The following is a 15,088-nucleotide window of genomic DNA, read 5'->3' as shown; positions in this document are numbered from 1 at the left end:
AACATGGTGCCGGTCAATGCAATGGCGGCGAACCGGCAGCCCGTAGGCCGAGCGTCTCCGAAGGGTATTCGCCGAACAGCGCGCGGTAATATTGTGAGAAGCGACCGAGCTCGACAAAACCCTGTTGTAGGGCGGTCGCGCTGACGGTGGTCTTGCCGGGCGAACTGGCCCTCAAGGCGTTACGAATGGCGCAAAGTCGCTTGTGACGCAGAAACGTTACCGGCCCGATGCCGAACACGTCATGAAAGGCGCGGTGCAGTCCGCGTCGCGACACGCGAAAAGCGGCGCAAAGCTCCGACACATGCACCGGCCGGGATTCAGCGGCGGCAAGATAATCCTCGACATTGTGCACCAGCCTCAGCGCCGCCGGCAGCGTGCCATGCTCGTCCGCGGGTAAGGACTGGAAGATCGTCGCGGTGATGCAATCGACAATGGCGCGTTTCCAGAAATCGGCGGATGCTTCCGTCAAACTGTCCTGATGCTGCGCGAGGCAGGAAACGATCTGCTGCAGGCGGCCTGTTGTCACCGGCATGATGGCGGGATCGGCGCGATAACGATTCTTCTCGAGCCAGGTCACGGGATCGCTCAAGCGCGCTTCGCCGGCGAACATCGTGGCAACATCGGCGAGATCGAAGCGCAGCGCGGCGTAGGAAGAAGCACCGTGGAAGATGCCGTCGTGCTCCACCGCTGGCGGGATCACCAGCACATCCGCCGGGCGCATGTCGAAAGCAAAATGGCTGACACGGTCTTCCGCGGACAGCAGCATCCCGACGATCAGCTTCTCGTCACTGGAGGTGCGCTGCGTTCGGACGCCCAGGTTGAACGAACCGACACTGAGAGAGAAGTCACCGATCCCGATATGCGACAGCGTGCCGCGCAACCTGCCGCGTCCGAGCTGCATGACATCGACATGCGAACCCTGGACGGCCTGATGCAGACCCTCGAAGCCGTTGAGGTCGCTGCTCATGACCGAAAGGCGGTTACCCATACAAATATACCCCCTGGCAATTACGCGAACCGAGTATTCCATGCAACTATCTGGCGATCATGATTTTTTTGCGACGAGACCGTTTGCCACGGTGGACAGAGCCACGTCGCGCTGACGCATGCTGCCGATCGTTGCATCCCACCTGAACGTCTCGCAGATTTTCGTAAAACATGATGCGCACAAGGATGATCGGTCGACCGGTGTTGGAGAGCTTCCATTAAGCGTGCCACGGGGCCGCCGACATTTGGCACGAACTGCACATCACACGCGCTTGGCGTTGATCTATCTTAGCAATTCCGGAAGCGAACACGTGTCCGCGCTGCATCACCAGCGCGCGAACGAAGAGAGGAGTCTGCGCGAAATTTGCGCACCGAAGAATCGGGAAGAGGGGCTGACTTGTTTCCTCCGCCGGCAGTCCGGTGGAGCGGAAAATGAAAGGGCTCGACAATGCGTCTACCCAAGACGGCGATCGATCGTCGGGAACGAGACATTTGGAAGATCGTCCGCAAGCTTGCCGGCATTGTCCTGCTGGGCGTCGTCGCAACACCCAATCCATCACATGCAACGAATCTCGGCGCCGCACGGTCGCTCGTGCAAATACCTGTCAACGTGCACAATCCCGATCTGATTGAGGTGCGTGCCGTCGCGCGCGGCGGTGCCGTGCGCCGCACCACCGTTGTGGGGCCGCGAGGAGGCGTCGCAAGCCGCACCGTGGTGCGGCGTGGCGCCGTGGTGGGTCCGGGCTATGGCGGTGGCGCGCGATGGGCGCGACCAGGTCACTACTATTGGCCGAGGGGCGGTGCCATCGCTGCCGGTGCGGCCATCGGCCTTGTAACAGCCGCGACCGCCGCCGCCTGGGCGGGCGCCGCTCCTGCTCCAGGCATGTGCTGGTACTACACGGACCCATCACGCAGGCAGGGCTTCTGGGACTATTGCCAATAAGGCGTATCGTCGGGGGACAGTGTCATGACGCTGCTGCAGACCGATTTGCGACGGGCCCAAGAGCAATCACAAGAGCAATCAGGAGATGGCCCGACGACCGGCATGGTCTGGATTCCCGGCGGTACGTTCCGCATGGGGTCCGATCGTCATTATCCCGAGGAAGCCCCAAGCCATCGGGTGACGGTCGACGGCTTTTGGATCGACCCCACGCCGGTGACCAACCGTCAGTTCAAGCGGTTTGTCATTGAAACGGGTCACAAGTCCTTTGCCGAGATACCACCCGATCCAAAGCATTATCCGGGCGCATTGCCGCACATGCTCTACGCGGGCTCGCTGGTGTTCGAGCGACCACGCTCGACCTATGATCTGCGCGACTGGAGCCAGTGGTGGAGCTTTATGAAGGGCGCCAACTGGCGACATCCCTACGGACCCAAGAGCGACATCAACGTCCTGAACGATCATCCCGTCGTGCACGTGTCGTACGCGGACGCGTTCCTCTATGCGCGATGGGCCGGCAAGGCCCTGCCGACTGAAGCCGAATGGGAATTCGCTGCGCGCGGCGGCCTCGATGGCGCCGAATTCGCATGGGGCGACGAGTTCATGCCCGATGGCCGGCATATGGCGAATACCTGGCAGGGTGAATTCCCGCTGCGCAATCTCCATGAGGATGGTTACGAGCGCACCTCGCCGGTGACGGCGTTTCCACCGAACGGCTATGGCCTCCATGACATGATCGGCAATGTCTGGGAATGGACGGCCGACTGGTGGTCCGCCAAACACGAGGCCGACGCCGCCAAGCCATGCTGCATTCCACAAAATCCGCGCGGCGGACCCGAAGCAGCGAGCCTTGATCCATGTCAACCCGCCATCCGCATTCCGCGCAAAGTCCTGAAGGGCGGCTCGCATCTATGCGCGCCGAATTACTGCCGCCGTTATCGCCCGGCGGCGCGGCATGCTGAGGCGATCGATACCTCGACCAGTCACCTTGGGTTCCGGTGTGTGGTGAGGAATCCGCTCACGTAATGATTTCCAACGTCGGCCCACGTGGAGAATTGAATGTCAGGCAACAAGACCAACAACCCGACCGAACACTTCACCGACACCAATGACCGCGCCTTCAACCGCCGCAATATCCCGCTTGGAACGTCTACCCTGGTCGCCGCGAAACACCTACAACGACTGTGTGCTTAAGGTGTCCTTCCTGGCGGTCCCCGCGCAAGTCATGGCCGCGCACTTCATCGAGACGTTCAACGAATTCCCGCCGCGGCAGACGCCATCCAGCTTCAGCGTCGATCAAATCATGGAGACACTGAAGCGACCGCAGTCGGGTTGATTGGAAAGACCATGAGCCGACCAAGGAATTCGCCATGAAGAGCGAAATCGTGCAATTGAGCCGGCGTGTGGTGCTTGTCAATGCAGCCACGATGGCTTGCGGCCTCACAAACCGCAAGGCAATCGCGGAGCCCGACCCGATACCGTCCTGGAACGACGGTGCAACGAAAAAATCCATCACCGATTTCGTCGCCAGAGTGACCACGCAGGGCGGCGCTGATTTCGTGCCACCGGCCGAGCGGATCGCGGTGATCGCGTTCAAGGACGCCCGCGCACTTTCGCTCGCGACGCAAGCAGCAGCCAGAGCTCGAGGAGGATGATGATGAACAGGACGCTGTTTGTTGCACTTGCCCTTTCCAGCCTTGCAGGAGTTGCGATCGCCCAGACGACGCCGCAGGAGCGGCTCATTCGCAGCCGTGCCGTCGAAGCTGCGATCTGGGGCATGCCCGTCGTCAATTACGATCTGATGCTGCAGGAAATGCTGACTAAGACGCCGGGCAAGGTGAACCAGGTGATCTATTGGGGCAAGCCGCTCGACTGGAAGAACCAGACGCTGACGCCCAATCCCGACACGCTCTATTTCATGACGTTCCTCAACACCAACGACGTCGGGCCGATCGTGATCGAGATCCCGCCGGCGGACTCGACCGGCTCGCTCAACGCAAACATCGTCAATGTCTGGCAGATGCCGCTGGAGGATGGCGGCCTGCTCGGCGTGGATAAGGGCGCCGGCGTCAAGCTGTTGATGCTGCCGCCTGGCTACAAGGAGCGGGTACCGGCGGGCTATGAAGCGCTGCAACCGAATACCTGGGGCAGCTACGCCCTGATCCGCTCCAACCTGAAAAGCCACAGCGAGACGGATGTCGCGAACTCCGTCGCCTATGCCAAGCGGCTCAAGGTCTACCCGCTGTCGCAGGCGTCCAATCCGCCTGCGACCGTCTTTACCGACGTCAAGGATATCCTGTTCGACACCACCATACGTTACGACGAGAGCTTCTTCGTCAATCTCGATCGCATGATCCAGAGCGAGCCGTGGTTGGGCCGCGACCGCGCAATGATCGACCAGTTGCGTTCGATCGGGATCGAGAAGGGCAAACCCTTTGCCCCCGACGCAAAGACGAAGCAGGCATTGAAGGATGGTATTGCCGACGCACATGCGTGGATGGCCGCCAAATATGATGGGGCGCCGCCGCAGTTTTTCGAAGGCACGCATTGGACATTTCCCGCGCATCCTGAACTGCTCAAGGGGGCAGGCGAGGATTTCGAGGGAGCGAACGACTATCCCGTGGATTGGCGCGGGATCACCTATCACTACGCCTATATCGGCATCAAACGGCTGGGTGCCGGGCAGTTCTATCTCATCAACATCAAGGACAAGGACGGCGCCGATTACGACGGCGCAAAGACCTATCGTCTCCGCGTTCCCCCGAATGTGCCGATCGAACAATACTGGTCGTTGACAGCGTACGACCGCGACACCCACGCACTGATCAAGAATGTCGATCGCGCCAGCCGCGCGTCGAACGCCGCTGATGTGAAGAAGAATGCCGACGGCTCGGTCGACATCTATCTCGGCCCCAAGGCTCCAGCCGGCCAGGAAACGAACTGGATACCGACTGATCCCGCCCGCAAGTTCGAGCTGATGTTCCGTCTCTACGGTCCGAAGAAGGAGTTCTTCGACAAGGTGTGGAAGCTGCCGGACGTGGAAGCGCTCACGGCTTCAACGATTGGGGGAAGCAAATGAGGGCAGATGCGGACCGCCGGAATGTCCTGCTCGCTTGGCTACCGGCTCCGAAGGGTGACTTCTCGCTCTACGTCCGAGCCTATTGGCCGAAGGCGGATATCATGGAGGGGTCATGGACGCCGCCTGCGGTGTGGGTGGAGACGGCTACGACAGGCGTGAAGCAGTGAACTTCGTGCTCTTGAGAACACAGCCCAGACTGGAAACAGGATCGTAATGAAATGACGGTATCTGCGATGAAACCACGAATGCTTCTTTACACGCTGCTGGGCTGGGCCGCCTGGAGCGGCATGACGCTGGCGCAGTCGCCGACCGCCAGCTCGATCCCCGTTACCGTCGATAATTTCGCCCGTGCCGAGTCCGATTTGTATTTTAGCAGCATGGTAAAGGATGCCGGCGGGCTCGGTAAACTGCTTCATCGGCGTGAACCTGCGACGATCGACAATCAGACCGTGATCCGTCTCAACCGCGATACGCTCTATTCGTCCGCGGTGTTCGATCTCGACGCAGGACCTGCGACGATCACGATGCCGAACGCCGGCAAGAAATTCATGTCGCTGATGGTCGTCAATGAGGATCACTATGTGGTGTCGGTCACCTACGACGCCGGACGGCATACCTTTACCCGCGAGAAGGTAGGTACGCGGTACATGCTGGCGGGTATCCGCACCCTTGTCGATCCCGCCGACCCCAAGGATATCGCGCAGGTTCACGCCCTTCAGGACGGCATCAAGGTCGAACAGAAGGCTGCGGGCAAGTTCGAAACGCCGAACTGGGACCAGGTCAGCCAGAAGAAGGTGCGTGACGCGCTTCTAGTCCTTTCCGCGACGACGTCCGGTTTCAAGAATGCGTTCGGCGCCAAGGGGCAGGTCGATCCTGTCCGTCATTTGCTCGGCACTGCGGCGGGCTGGGGCGGCAATCCCGACAAGGACGCGACCTATCTGGGCGTTACGCCGGCCAAGAATGATGGGTCGACGGTCTACAAGCTCAACGTCAAGGATGTGCCGGTCAACGCCTTCTGGTCCGTGAGCGTCTACAATGCCGAGGGATACTTCGAAAAGAATCCTCTCAACGCCTACTCGGTCAATAGCATCACAGGACAAAAGAGCCCGGATGGCTCGGTTGCGATCCAGTTCGGCGGCTGCGACGGCAAGATCCCGAACTGCATCCCGATAACAAAAGGCTGGAACTACACCGTGCGCCTCTATCGGCCGCGCGCAGAAATCCTGAGCGGGAAGTGGAAATTCCCGGAGCCAAAACCGGTGAGTTGAGCCATGACCGGCTACGACATCTTCGCCTGGATCGTGCTGATCATCCTGGTCGCCAGTTGCGTCGGCGTGTTCTGCATCGCGGGCTGGCTGCCGGGGCACATTGCGAAGGGCCGTGGCCACCCCTGGGCGCAGGCGGTGACGGTGGCGGGTTGGATCACGCTGATCTGCGGCTTTGCGCTGTGGCCGGTGGTATTGATCTGGGCCTATGTCGATGTGCCCGCGCGCAAGGCGGGAGAGGCCTGATGGGCGTTGCGATCATCAACTCCTACCTCGTGCTGCTGTTCCTGCTGGTGCATTTCCGGATCGTGCCGTTCAACCTGTTCTGGAAGGTTTCGCCGTTTCTCGTCATCCTGCTGACGCTGTTTGGCTTGCTCGTTCCGATGGGCTGGGGCGCGCCGCAGGGCTCGGCGCTGGTGGTGCGACATGCCGTCTCGATCGTGCCCGACGTGGCGGGGGAGGTGGCCGAGGTGCCGGTCATGGCCAACACGCCTCTCCGGGCGGGCGATGTATTGTTCAAGATCGATCCCACGCCATTCCAGGCGCAGGTCAAGACGATCGAGGCGCAGCTAAGGCTGTCCTCGACCCGCCTTGTCCAGATGACGCAGCTTTTCGAGCGCGACTCCGGCCGTGGCTTCGATGTCGAGCAGCGGCAGTCCGAGGTCGATCAGCTCAAGGGCCAGCTCGAGGCCGCACAGTGGAATCTCGACAAGACCACGGTGCGAGCGCCGGCCGACGGTTACGTCACCAACCTCGCGCTGCGCAAGGGCGCCCGGGTGGCGAACCTGCCACTCTCGCCTGTCATGGCCTTCATCGATACCTCGGACACCCTCATCGGTGTCGAGATCAACCAGAACGATGCCCGCTATGTCGAGCCGGGGCAGGAGGCCGAAGTGACCTTCAAGTTCGCGCCTGGCCATATCTACAAGGGCAAGGTCGAAAGCGTGCTGCAGGCGATCGCCACCGGACAGACACAGACGTCGGGCTCTGCAGTGATGCCAGGGACGATCGTGGCCGCGCCCTTCGTGGTGCGGGTCAAGCTGGATGATGGCGCGATCGCGCGCAGTCTTCCCGCCGGCTCGGTCGGCACGGCGGCGATCTACACCGAACATTTGAAGCCGACGCATGTGGTCCGGCGCGTGATCCTGCGTCAGGTGGCGATCGTAAACTATGTCAACCCGTTCTGACCTATTTCAAGTGCCGCGGCCCACGTGGCGTTACCGGTTGCTCCGGAGCGGCCGGCGCAAAGCTCAGGGTCGCCATGAATGTGGAGTTTGTCGGCCGGTTTTCAGTGTGGATGTCGACATAGCCACGGAAGTTGACATAGCCGGTATAGCCTTGCCATGCCGGGAAGAAGATGCCGATCTGCGGGCCGAGGCCGATCGCCGAGCCCCTGTTGTCGCCAAGTTTTGCGCCGGTACCGCTGTCGCCGGTGACTTGCTGATAGACATAGCCGACGGCCCCCATGTGGACGCTCTTGCCGATGAATTGCGAGGCCGCGAAGTCGGCATGGAAGTCGATGCCGTTGCGGTAATCCAGCGCATTATTCGTACCGTTGAAGCTGAACCCCGCGACCACCGAAAACTCCCGGCCGGTCTTGGGGTTGAGATAGGTGTAGCCGCCGCCGGTATCGACCGAAACAAACCCGGGACTGAGATTGGCAAGGCGGGTGGAATCATAGGTGCCGGTCGGGATGTTGCCGAACAGGTATGTCATGAAATTATTGACGCCGAAGTTCCATTTCAGGGTGCCGATGTAATACAGGTCGCCCCAGGTGACCCTGTTGTCGAAGGCCGAACCGGAAATCGTGTTGCCGCGCGGGCCCGTCAGCGTTGCGCTGATATCGACGCCGATATTGCCCGGCACCGTTGCCGCCCCGATCGTCAACTGGCCGCCGAGCACGGGCGTTGCGAACGTGTAGGTCGGCAGGAAGACTCCAACATCGGCTTTTGCGCGCAGGCCAGCAACGATGCTGGCATTGTTCTGAAAGGCCTTGCCTCCGCCGGCGACGGCGTCGAGGTGGATATACTGAAAGGTGTAGCTCATCCCGGGCTGGCCAGGCACTGCCGAGAGGCTGCCCATGGTGCCCGGCAACCAGAAACCGATGCCGCCGTTGTCAGCCCTGGCCGAAACCGGCACCAGCGCGATCGCGACCAGCGCCACGATTGCGCGCGCTCGTTGCGACCATCGATCCATCATTCGAAGTTCCCGGAAGCGCCAAGGGACAACTCATTGTAGGGAAAGACAAAGCCTCTGGTGCGCCACGTTTGGGATTTGGTTCGCGCGATTGAGCGTTTTTCTCCGGTAGTGACTTAATCGTCACGCGACCACGCCGGGTAGAATGCCTCAATGCTGCATTTCGGGGCAATGAATATGCAGTTTGTGCCAACGGGCCATTCACCGTCGGAATCTCCAAAGCGGCGTCGCCAGTTCCGATCTGCCCGCGGGGCGCAAGGCGGAAATGTTTCATCAGCCTAGTGACGCTTGGCGAGGTGTGCGAGATGCAAAGCGCGCCTCGCTGCTTGGGGCGGCCGGGGGCCAAGCCGGATCAGGCAGCGCCGGCAACGCCGGCGCCCGGTGCGCCGCCGCCCGTTGGCCGCTCTATTGGGGTTCGATTCCGGCCGCCTTGATGATACGTCCCCATTTGCCGATCTCAGACTTCAAGAAGGATTCCAGGGCATCCGGGGTTGCGCGGCTGGATTCGACCGGAGCCATGCTGAGTTCGGCAAAACGGCTGATTAGGGCGGGATCCTTCAGTGCCGTCTGCAGCGCGCCGACAAGATGGTCGATCACTGGCTTCGGTGTGCCGCGGGGCGCGTAGAGACCGTACCAGGTCGTCACATCGAATTCGGGAGCACCGGCCTCGGCCGAGGTCGGCACGTCCGGCAGCGTTGCAACCCGCTTTTTGCTGGTGATCGCGTAGCCCTTGATCGTGTTCGATTGAATATAAGGGGTCGGCCCGGTTGCAGGGTCGCAATAGACGTCGATGTGGCCGGCGATGACGTCGTTCAAAGCAGGCCCGCCGCCCTTGTAGTAGATCGGGGTGAGCTTGGTATCGGTGGCGCTCATGAACATCAGGCCGCAAAGCTGCGAGGCTGAGCCCAGACCGACATTGCCGAAGGTGATCTTGTCGCCGGCGCTTCGAATGTGCGCGACCAGATCGCGGAGATCCTTGGCCGGAAAGTTCGGGCGCGACACGAGGATCATCGGGACGTCGGTGACGAGCCCGATTGGCGCGAAATCGCCGACCGGGTCGAACGGTAGCTTGGCGTAAAGGGCGGGCGCAGTAGCCTGGCCGACATGCATCAGGAGCAGCGTGTAGCCATCGGGGGCCGCCTTGGCAACGCGGTTGGTGCCGAGCGTGCCGCCGGCGCCGACGACATTCTCGATCACGATGGACTGTTTCAGCGAGCTCATGGCGCTGCCGAGGATTCGTGCGATCACGTCGCCGGGACCACCGGCGGAGAAGGGCACGATCATCGTGACCGGGCGGGAGGGGTAGTCGTCTGCGATGGCCGCGCCGCAGGGAGTGAGCAGGAAAAACAGGATCAGCGATCGTACGAGATACGGCATCGAACACTCCCTGGCGGCATTGTTCTAGTCGTCGGACGCCGCCGCCTCCTTGGCCGCCGACGATTTTTCGATCATGTCGAGCGCGGCCACCGCCGCCGCATTGATGTGGTCGACGCAGCAGCGCTCGGCGAGGTCCGCATCGCCGTTCTGGATCGCGCGCCAGATCGCGGTGACTTCGCGCAGGCTCTTGTTGATCCGCTTCGGCTGCGACATCGAGGTGATCCGCAACAGCTGGATCCGGTCGTGCAGCGGCTTGAGCGCGCGCTCGATGAAGGCGTTGCGGCAGCCGCCGATCAGCGCGGCGTAAAAGTCGGTCTTGGCCTCGAGGCACCCGACGAGATCCTGCTTGGCGGCGGCCGCCTTCAGCCGTGTCAGGGCATCCCCGATCCGGCGAGCGACGTCCGGATCGTGAAGCCTGGCGCATTCGCGGCCGGCGAAGCCTTCGAGGACGGCGCGCGCCGCGTAGAGTTGCCGGGCCTCCTCCAGGCTGATCGTGGAGACCACGGGCCCGCGATGGGGGACGGTATTCACCAGCCCGTCGGCCTCCAGCGCCCGCAGCGCTTCGCGGATCGAGGGGCGGCTGACCCCCATCATCTCGCAGAGCTCACGCTCGACCAGGCGCTGGCCCGGCTTCAGCGTTCCGGACATGATCGCCTCGCGCAGCTTTTGCGCGACCATCGCCCGGACGGTCGGGACGTCCTCGATGCGGAGTGTCGACTGCAATTCGCTACGTCTTTCCATGTCCGGGCCTTGGTTGGGAAAAGTTAGTACCGGTTTACAGGCAGAATCATCATTTCGGCAATTTGAACGTGGGCGGGCTGGTCCAGGGCGAACACGATCGAGCGGGCAATATCGGCCGGGTCGAGCGCCATTCTGAACTGGTCGAAATAGTCCTTTTCCTTCTGCTTGTCGCCGCGGTAGCGGGTCAGGATGATGTTGGTCCTGGTCAGGCCGGGCTGGAGCTCGGTGACCCGGATCGCCGTTTCCGCGAGCTCACCCCGGAGGGTCTCGGTGAACATGTGCACGCCGGCCTTGCTGGTGCTGTAGGCGGCCATGTCGGGCACGATCCGGACGGCGTTGATCGAGCTGATGTTGACGATATGGCCGGCGTTGCGCCGAACCATTTCGGGGAGGATCGCGCGCGTGACGCGCATCAGGCCGATCAGGTTGGTCTGAATGATGTTGGACCAGTCGTCGGCGGCGCCGGCGTCGAAGCGGGTCCGGCCGCCAATGTCGTGTCCGGCATTGTTGATGAGGACATCGACCGGCTTGAAATGGCCGGGAATGGCGTCCGGCAGACCATCCACGGCCCGGGGATCGCTGACGTCGAGCTGGATCGGGAACACCTTGTCGCCGGCCGTGGCGGACAGCTCCTCAAGCGCCTTGGCGTCGCGGTCGACCAGCACGACGCGGCGACCGCTGTCCAGCAGCGCCTTGGTGATGGCGCGTCCCATGCCGCCGGCGGCGCCGGTCAGGACGACGGTGTGGCCCGATTGTTCAGTCATCGCAGCACTCCCATTCCAATATTCTCATGCAACTGACCAGCCGCCGTCGATCGGCAGGCTGGCTCCGGTGATGTCGTTTGCGGCGGGACCACAGAGAAAGACGACCATGGCGGCGACCGCATCCATTTCGATGAAGCGCTGGGTGGGCTGGCGCTCGCCGAGATACTCGCGGGTCACCTCGTCGACCGGACGATTGCTGCTTGATGCGATCGTCGCGATCTTGTTCAGGATTGCGGGCGTCGGCAGCGTGCCGGGGCAGAGCGTGTTGCAGGTAACGCCGCTGCGGGCGGTCTCGATGGCCACCGCGCGGGTCAGGCCGAGAATGGCCGTCTTGGTGGTGACGTAATCGATGCGGTCCTCGACCGCGCGGCTCGAATAGATCGAGCCCATGTTGACGATCCGGCCCCAGCCGCGCTGCTTCATGGCCGGCAGGGCGAGGCGGATCAGGTGGAACGGCGCCGACAGGTTCACCGCGAGCGCCTGGTCCCAGCGATCGGGTGGAAACTGCTCGATGGCCGAGAAATGCCTGATAACCGCATTGTTGACGAGGACATCAATGGCGCCGCAGCGGTCGAGCAGGTCAGCCATCATGGTCTCGATGGCGTCGCGCCGGGATAGGTCGGCAGCCGCGGGGATGACCTCGACGCTGAAGCGGGTGCGGAGATCGTCCGCGGCCTGCTTCGGCGCAACCAGATCATGAAGGACAATGTTCGCGCCCGCGCCGGCCAGGCCCTCGGCTACGGCGAGGCCAAGGCCCGCCGTCGCACCGGTCACGAGCGCCCACTTGCCCTTCATCGCAGCCGCTCTCCGCTACTTCTTGTCGAGTTCGGCGAAGACTTCCTTCGCGTTCCGGAACGCGTCCACGCCGGCCGGTACGCCGCAATAGATCGCGACCTGCATGAAGACCTCGCGAATCTCCTCGCGGGTTGCGCCGTTGGCGAGCGCGCCGCGGACGTGGGTCTTCAGCTCGTGTGGTCGATTGAGCGCGCAGAGCATCGCCAGATTGAGGAAGCTGCGGGTCTTGCGTGTCAGGCCTTCACGTCCCCAGACATAGCCCCAGCAATACTCGGTGGTGAGGTCCTGCATCGGCCGGTTGAAGTCGTCCGCGGATGCGATCGCCTTGTCGACGAACTCGTTGCCGAGCACGCTCTTGCGGATCTCCAGGCCGCGGTCGTAGGTCGCCTTGTCCATTCTGTTCTCCGTTTCTCTTTCGGGCGGTATCAGCTCTTGGGCCAGAACGGCTTCGCCAGCGCGAGCTCAGGCGGAAACACCGTCACCGGCACGCCGGATTGCCACTGCACGATGGTCATGCCGGCGCCGACGCGGCGGCCTTTCTCGTCGAACTTGATCTCGCCCAGTGGGTAATATTTGGAAGGCCCCGCATCCATGGTGCGCAGGGCTTCGCCGACGGCGACGCGGTCGGCCTTGCCGGCCTTCTCCAGCGCGTCCTTGATCACCCACATGTCGCCGTAGGTGGAAATCGCGTTCTGCGTCATCCACGGCTCCTTGTAGCGGGTCTTCAATTCGGCGATCAGGGCCTCGTGGCCTTTGGCACCCCAGCTCGCAACGCAGGTCAGGACGCCCTGGAGCAGTTCCGGGCTCACGGTCTGCAGCATGTCCGGCTCGGCGATGGCGATGCCGAACGAGATCGTCGGAATCTTGCCTTGGCCGAGGCCAAACTCGTTCATCTTCTCGAGCAGCAGTTTTGCGTCCGAGATCACCGTCGGGAGGAAGAAGAGCAGATCGGGTTTCGCCGAGCGGATCCGCTGCACCAGCGATGTCGCGTCCGCCAGCGGCGGGGTGAACGTCTCGTCGACGATCAGCTGCAGCTGGTTCTCCGCCAGCAGGCCCTCACGCATCGATTTCGCCGAGGCGATCGAGGCGGCCGTGTTGTCGGTGAGGATCGCGACCGTCTTCGGCCGTTTGCCCGACGCGGTCTCCGCCAGCTTGATGATCTGCGGCAAGGCCTGACGGGCCTGCGATCCCGCCGTTGCCGAGGTCTGGAACACGTATTTGAAGCCGCGATCCGTGATCAGGTCGGAGTAGGAGAGGGTGAGGACGGGCAGGTTGGCGCGCTCGGTGACCTCAGTCACCGCGAGCGTGAAGGATGACAGATAGGCGCCGCTGGCCGCGACCAGATCGCTCTCCTGCGCCACCATGCGTTGGGCGGCGTTCTTGGCCTTCTCGGTGGTGTCGCCGGAATCCAGCACGACGAGCTTCAGCTTGGCGCCGCCGAGCGCTTTGATGCCGCCTTGCGCGTTGATGTGTTCGACCGCCATCTCGGCGCCCTGCCGCATCACCGTACCTGGACGGGCGTAGATACCGGAGATCGGCACCAGCAGGCCCACTTTCACCTCTGAAGGTTGCTGGGCCCAGGCGCGGGATGCGATCAGCGTGCCGGACGCGCCGGCAAGCAGTGTTCGCCGACTTATCGTGAATTTGCTCATGACAATTCTCCTCCCTGAAAATGCGCGATGCTCTATGATTTCTTCGGCCAGAACGGCTGTGCCTGCGCGAGCTCGGGCGGATAAACGGTGACTGGCACGCCCGACTGCCATTGCACGATGACGACGCCGGCGCCGATCCTGCGGCCCTTCTCGTCGAACTTGAGCTGGCCGCCCGGATAATATTTCGACGGGCCGGCATCCATGGTGCGGAAGGCCTGCGCGACCGCATTGCGGTCGGCCTTGCCGGCCTTCTCCAGGGCTTCCTTCATCAGCCACATGTCGCCATAGGTCGAGATGACGTTCTGCGTCATCCAGGGCTCCTTGTATTTGGCCTTCAGCTCGGCGATCAGGGCCTCGTGGCCTTTCGAACCCCAATTGGCGACAATGGTCATGATGCCCTGCACGGTCTCCGGGCTTACGCTCTGGAGCATGTCCGGCTCGGCGATGGTGATGCTGAAGGACACGGTCGGGATCTTGCCCTGGCCGAGGCCGAACTCGCTGATCTTCTCCAGGCCGAGCTTGGCGTCCGACACTGCGTTCGGCATGAACAGCAGCAGATCGGGCTTTGCCGAGCGAACCTTCTGGATCAGCGGCGTCGCATCCGAAAGCGGTGGGGTCCAGACCTCCTCCACGACGAGCTGGAGGCCTTCCTGCGCGAACAGTCTTTCCTTCAGCGCCTTGGCGGTGGCGACCGAAGTCGCCGTATTGTCCATCAGCATCGCCACGGTCTTGGGCTTCTTGCCGGAGGCATTCTCGGCGAGCTTCATCAGCGTCGGCAGGCCGAGCTCGGATTGGCGGCTTGCGGTCGCAGCCGTCTGGAAGATGTATTTGAAGCCGCGGTCGGTCAAAAGGTCCGAATAGGACAGCGTCAGCACCGGCAGCTCGGCGCGCTCGGTCACCTCGGTGACCGCCAGCGTGAAGGAGGAGAGATAGGAGCCGGTCGCGGCGACGAGGTCGGGCTCCTGTGCGACCATGCGCTGCGCCGCGTTCTTGGCCTTCTCGGTGGTATCGCCGCAGTCGATCACGACGAGTTTCAGCTTGGCGCCGCCGAGCGCCTTGATGCCGCCCTGCGCATTGATGTGCTCGATGCCCATCTCGGCGCCCATCTTCATCACCTGGCCGGGACGGGTATAGATGCCCGAAAGCGGCACGATCAGCCCGACCTTGATCTCGGCCGGTGTCTGCGCGCGCGCCACGCCGGCGAGGCCTACGGCGGCAGCGCCGGACAGCACGGTTCGGCGCGTCAGGCCTGTCGCTGCCTTGCCCTTCGATGTCTTGTTCATCTTGTTTGC

Annotated in this window: 17 protein-coding genes; 8 read left to right on the top strand and 9 right to left on the bottom strand. The window is 62.6% G+C overall.

Going from position 1 to position 15,088, the window contains the following annotated elements; translation table 11 throughout:
- Positions 1–13: 13 nt before the first annotated feature.
- Complete coding sequence (locus HAP40_RS28510; protein ID WP_166819317.1) at positions 14–988, bottom strand: helix-turn-helix domain-containing protein; 975 nt, start codon at positions 986–988, stop codon at positions 14–16.
- Positions 989–1,435: 447 nt separating this feature from the next.
- On the opposite strand from HAP40_RS28510, the gene HAP40_RS28505 reads away from it, so the two are divergent.
- From HAP40_RS28505 to HAP40_RS28470, 8 genes are all read left to right on the top strand, one after another.
- Positions 1,436–1,930, top strand: a complete 495-nt coding sequence (locus tag HAP40_RS28505) for a hypothetical protein (RefSeq protein WP_246741283.1) — start codon at positions 1,436–1,438, stop codon at positions 1,928–1,930.
- 102 nt (positions 1,931–2,032) lie between these two features.
- A complete protein-coding gene (locus tag HAP40_RS28500) occupies positions 2,033–2,953 on the top strand; it encodes a formylglycine-generating enzyme family protein (protein ID WP_166819319.1) in 921 nt (306 codons plus the stop codon).
- A 33-nt stretch (positions 2,954–2,986) separates the two neighbouring features.
- Entirely contained in the window at positions 2,987–3,121 is a 135-nt protein-coding gene (locus HAP40_RS28495) for a hypothetical protein (RefSeq protein ID WP_256380461.1), read from the top strand.
- Positions 3,122–3,297: 176 nt separating this feature from the next.
- The gene (locus HAP40_RS37390; RefSeq protein WP_414645347.1) at positions 3,298–3,582 is read left to right on the top strand and encodes a hypothetical protein; all 285 of its coding nucleotides are present in this window, start codon (positions 3,298–3,300) and stop codon (positions 3,580–3,582) included.
- A 2-nt stretch (positions 3,583–3,584) separates the two neighbouring features.
- Positions 3,585–5,006 (top strand): DUF1254 domain-containing protein, encoded by a 1,422-nt coding sequence (locus HAP40_RS28485; RefSeq protein WP_166814635.1) that lies wholly within the window; start codon positions 3,585–3,587, stop codon positions 5,004–5,006.
- Between the two features lie 245 nt (positions 5,007–5,251).
- On the top strand, positions 5,252–6,274 hold the full coding sequence (locus tag HAP40_RS28480) for a DUF1214 domain-containing protein (protein ID WP_246741284.1): 1,023 nt from the start codon (positions 5,252–5,254) through the stop codon (positions 6,272–6,274).
- A gap of 3 nt (positions 6,275–6,277) precedes the next feature.
- Positions 6,278–6,517 (top strand): DUF3302 domain-containing protein, encoded by a 240-nt coding sequence (locus HAP40_RS28475; RefSeq protein ID WP_166814637.1) that lies wholly within the window; start codon positions 6,278–6,280, stop codon positions 6,515–6,517.
- Entirely contained in the window at positions 6,517–7,458 is a 942-nt protein-coding gene (locus tag HAP40_RS28470) for an HlyD family secretion protein (protein ID WP_166814638.1), read from the top strand. Before HAP40_RS28475 ends, HAP40_RS28470 begins: the two co-directional genes overlap by 1 nt.
- 1 nt (position 7,459) lies before the next feature.
- Here HAP40_RS28470 and HAP40_RS28465 read toward each other — a convergent pair whose 3' ends face one another.
- The 8 genes from HAP40_RS28465 to HAP40_RS28430 form a co-directional block, all read right to left on the bottom strand.
- A complete protein-coding gene (locus tag HAP40_RS28465; protein ID WP_246741285.1) occupies positions 7,460–8,434 on the bottom strand; it encodes a SphA family protein in 975 nt (324 codons plus the stop codon).
- Between the two features lie 438 nt (positions 8,435–8,872).
- Complete coding sequence (locus tag HAP40_RS28460; protein ID WP_166814639.1) at positions 8,873–9,844, bottom strand: tripartite tricarboxylate transporter substrate-binding protein; 972 nt, start codon at positions 9,842–9,844, stop codon at positions 8,873–8,875.
- Between the two features lie 24 nt (positions 9,845–9,868).
- A complete protein-coding gene (locus HAP40_RS28455; RefSeq protein ID WP_166814640.1) occupies positions 9,869–10,585 on the bottom strand; it encodes a GntR family transcriptional regulator in 717 nt (238 codons plus the stop codon).
- 23 nt (positions 10,586–10,608) lie between these two features.
- The gene (locus tag HAP40_RS28450) at positions 10,609–11,349 is read right to left on the bottom strand and encodes an SDR family oxidoreductase (protein WP_166814641.1); all 741 of its coding nucleotides are present in this window, start codon (positions 11,347–11,349) and stop codon (positions 10,609–10,611) included.
- A 24-nt stretch (positions 11,350–11,373) separates the two neighbouring features.
- The gene (locus HAP40_RS28445; protein ID WP_166814642.1) at positions 11,374–12,144 is read right to left on the bottom strand and encodes an SDR family oxidoreductase; all 771 of its coding nucleotides are present in this window, start codon (positions 12,142–12,144) and stop codon (positions 11,374–11,376) included.
- 15 nt (positions 12,145–12,159) lie between these two features.
- Entirely contained in the window at positions 12,160–12,540 is a 381-nt protein-coding gene (locus HAP40_RS28440; protein ID WP_008557226.1) for a carboxymuconolactone decarboxylase family protein, read from the bottom strand.
- A gap of 29 nt (positions 12,541–12,569) precedes the next feature.
- Positions 12,570–13,796 (bottom strand): ABC transporter substrate-binding protein, encoded by a 1,227-nt coding sequence (locus HAP40_RS28435; protein ID WP_166814643.1) that lies wholly within the window; start codon positions 13,794–13,796, stop codon positions 12,570–12,572.
- A gap of 32 nt (positions 13,797–13,828) precedes the next feature.
- Complete coding sequence (locus HAP40_RS28430; protein ID WP_166814644.1) at positions 13,829–15,079, bottom strand: ABC transporter substrate-binding protein; 1,251 nt, start codon at positions 15,077–15,079, stop codon at positions 13,829–13,831.
- Positions 15,080–15,088: the final 9 nt, after the last annotated feature.

It is taken from the genome of Bradyrhizobium sp. 1(2017), from assembly GCF_011602485.2.
GTDB lineage: Bacteria > Pseudomonadota > Alphaproteobacteria > Rhizobiales > Xanthobacteraceae > Bradyrhizobium.
This window is presented reverse-complemented; position numbering and strand designations above follow the sequence as displayed.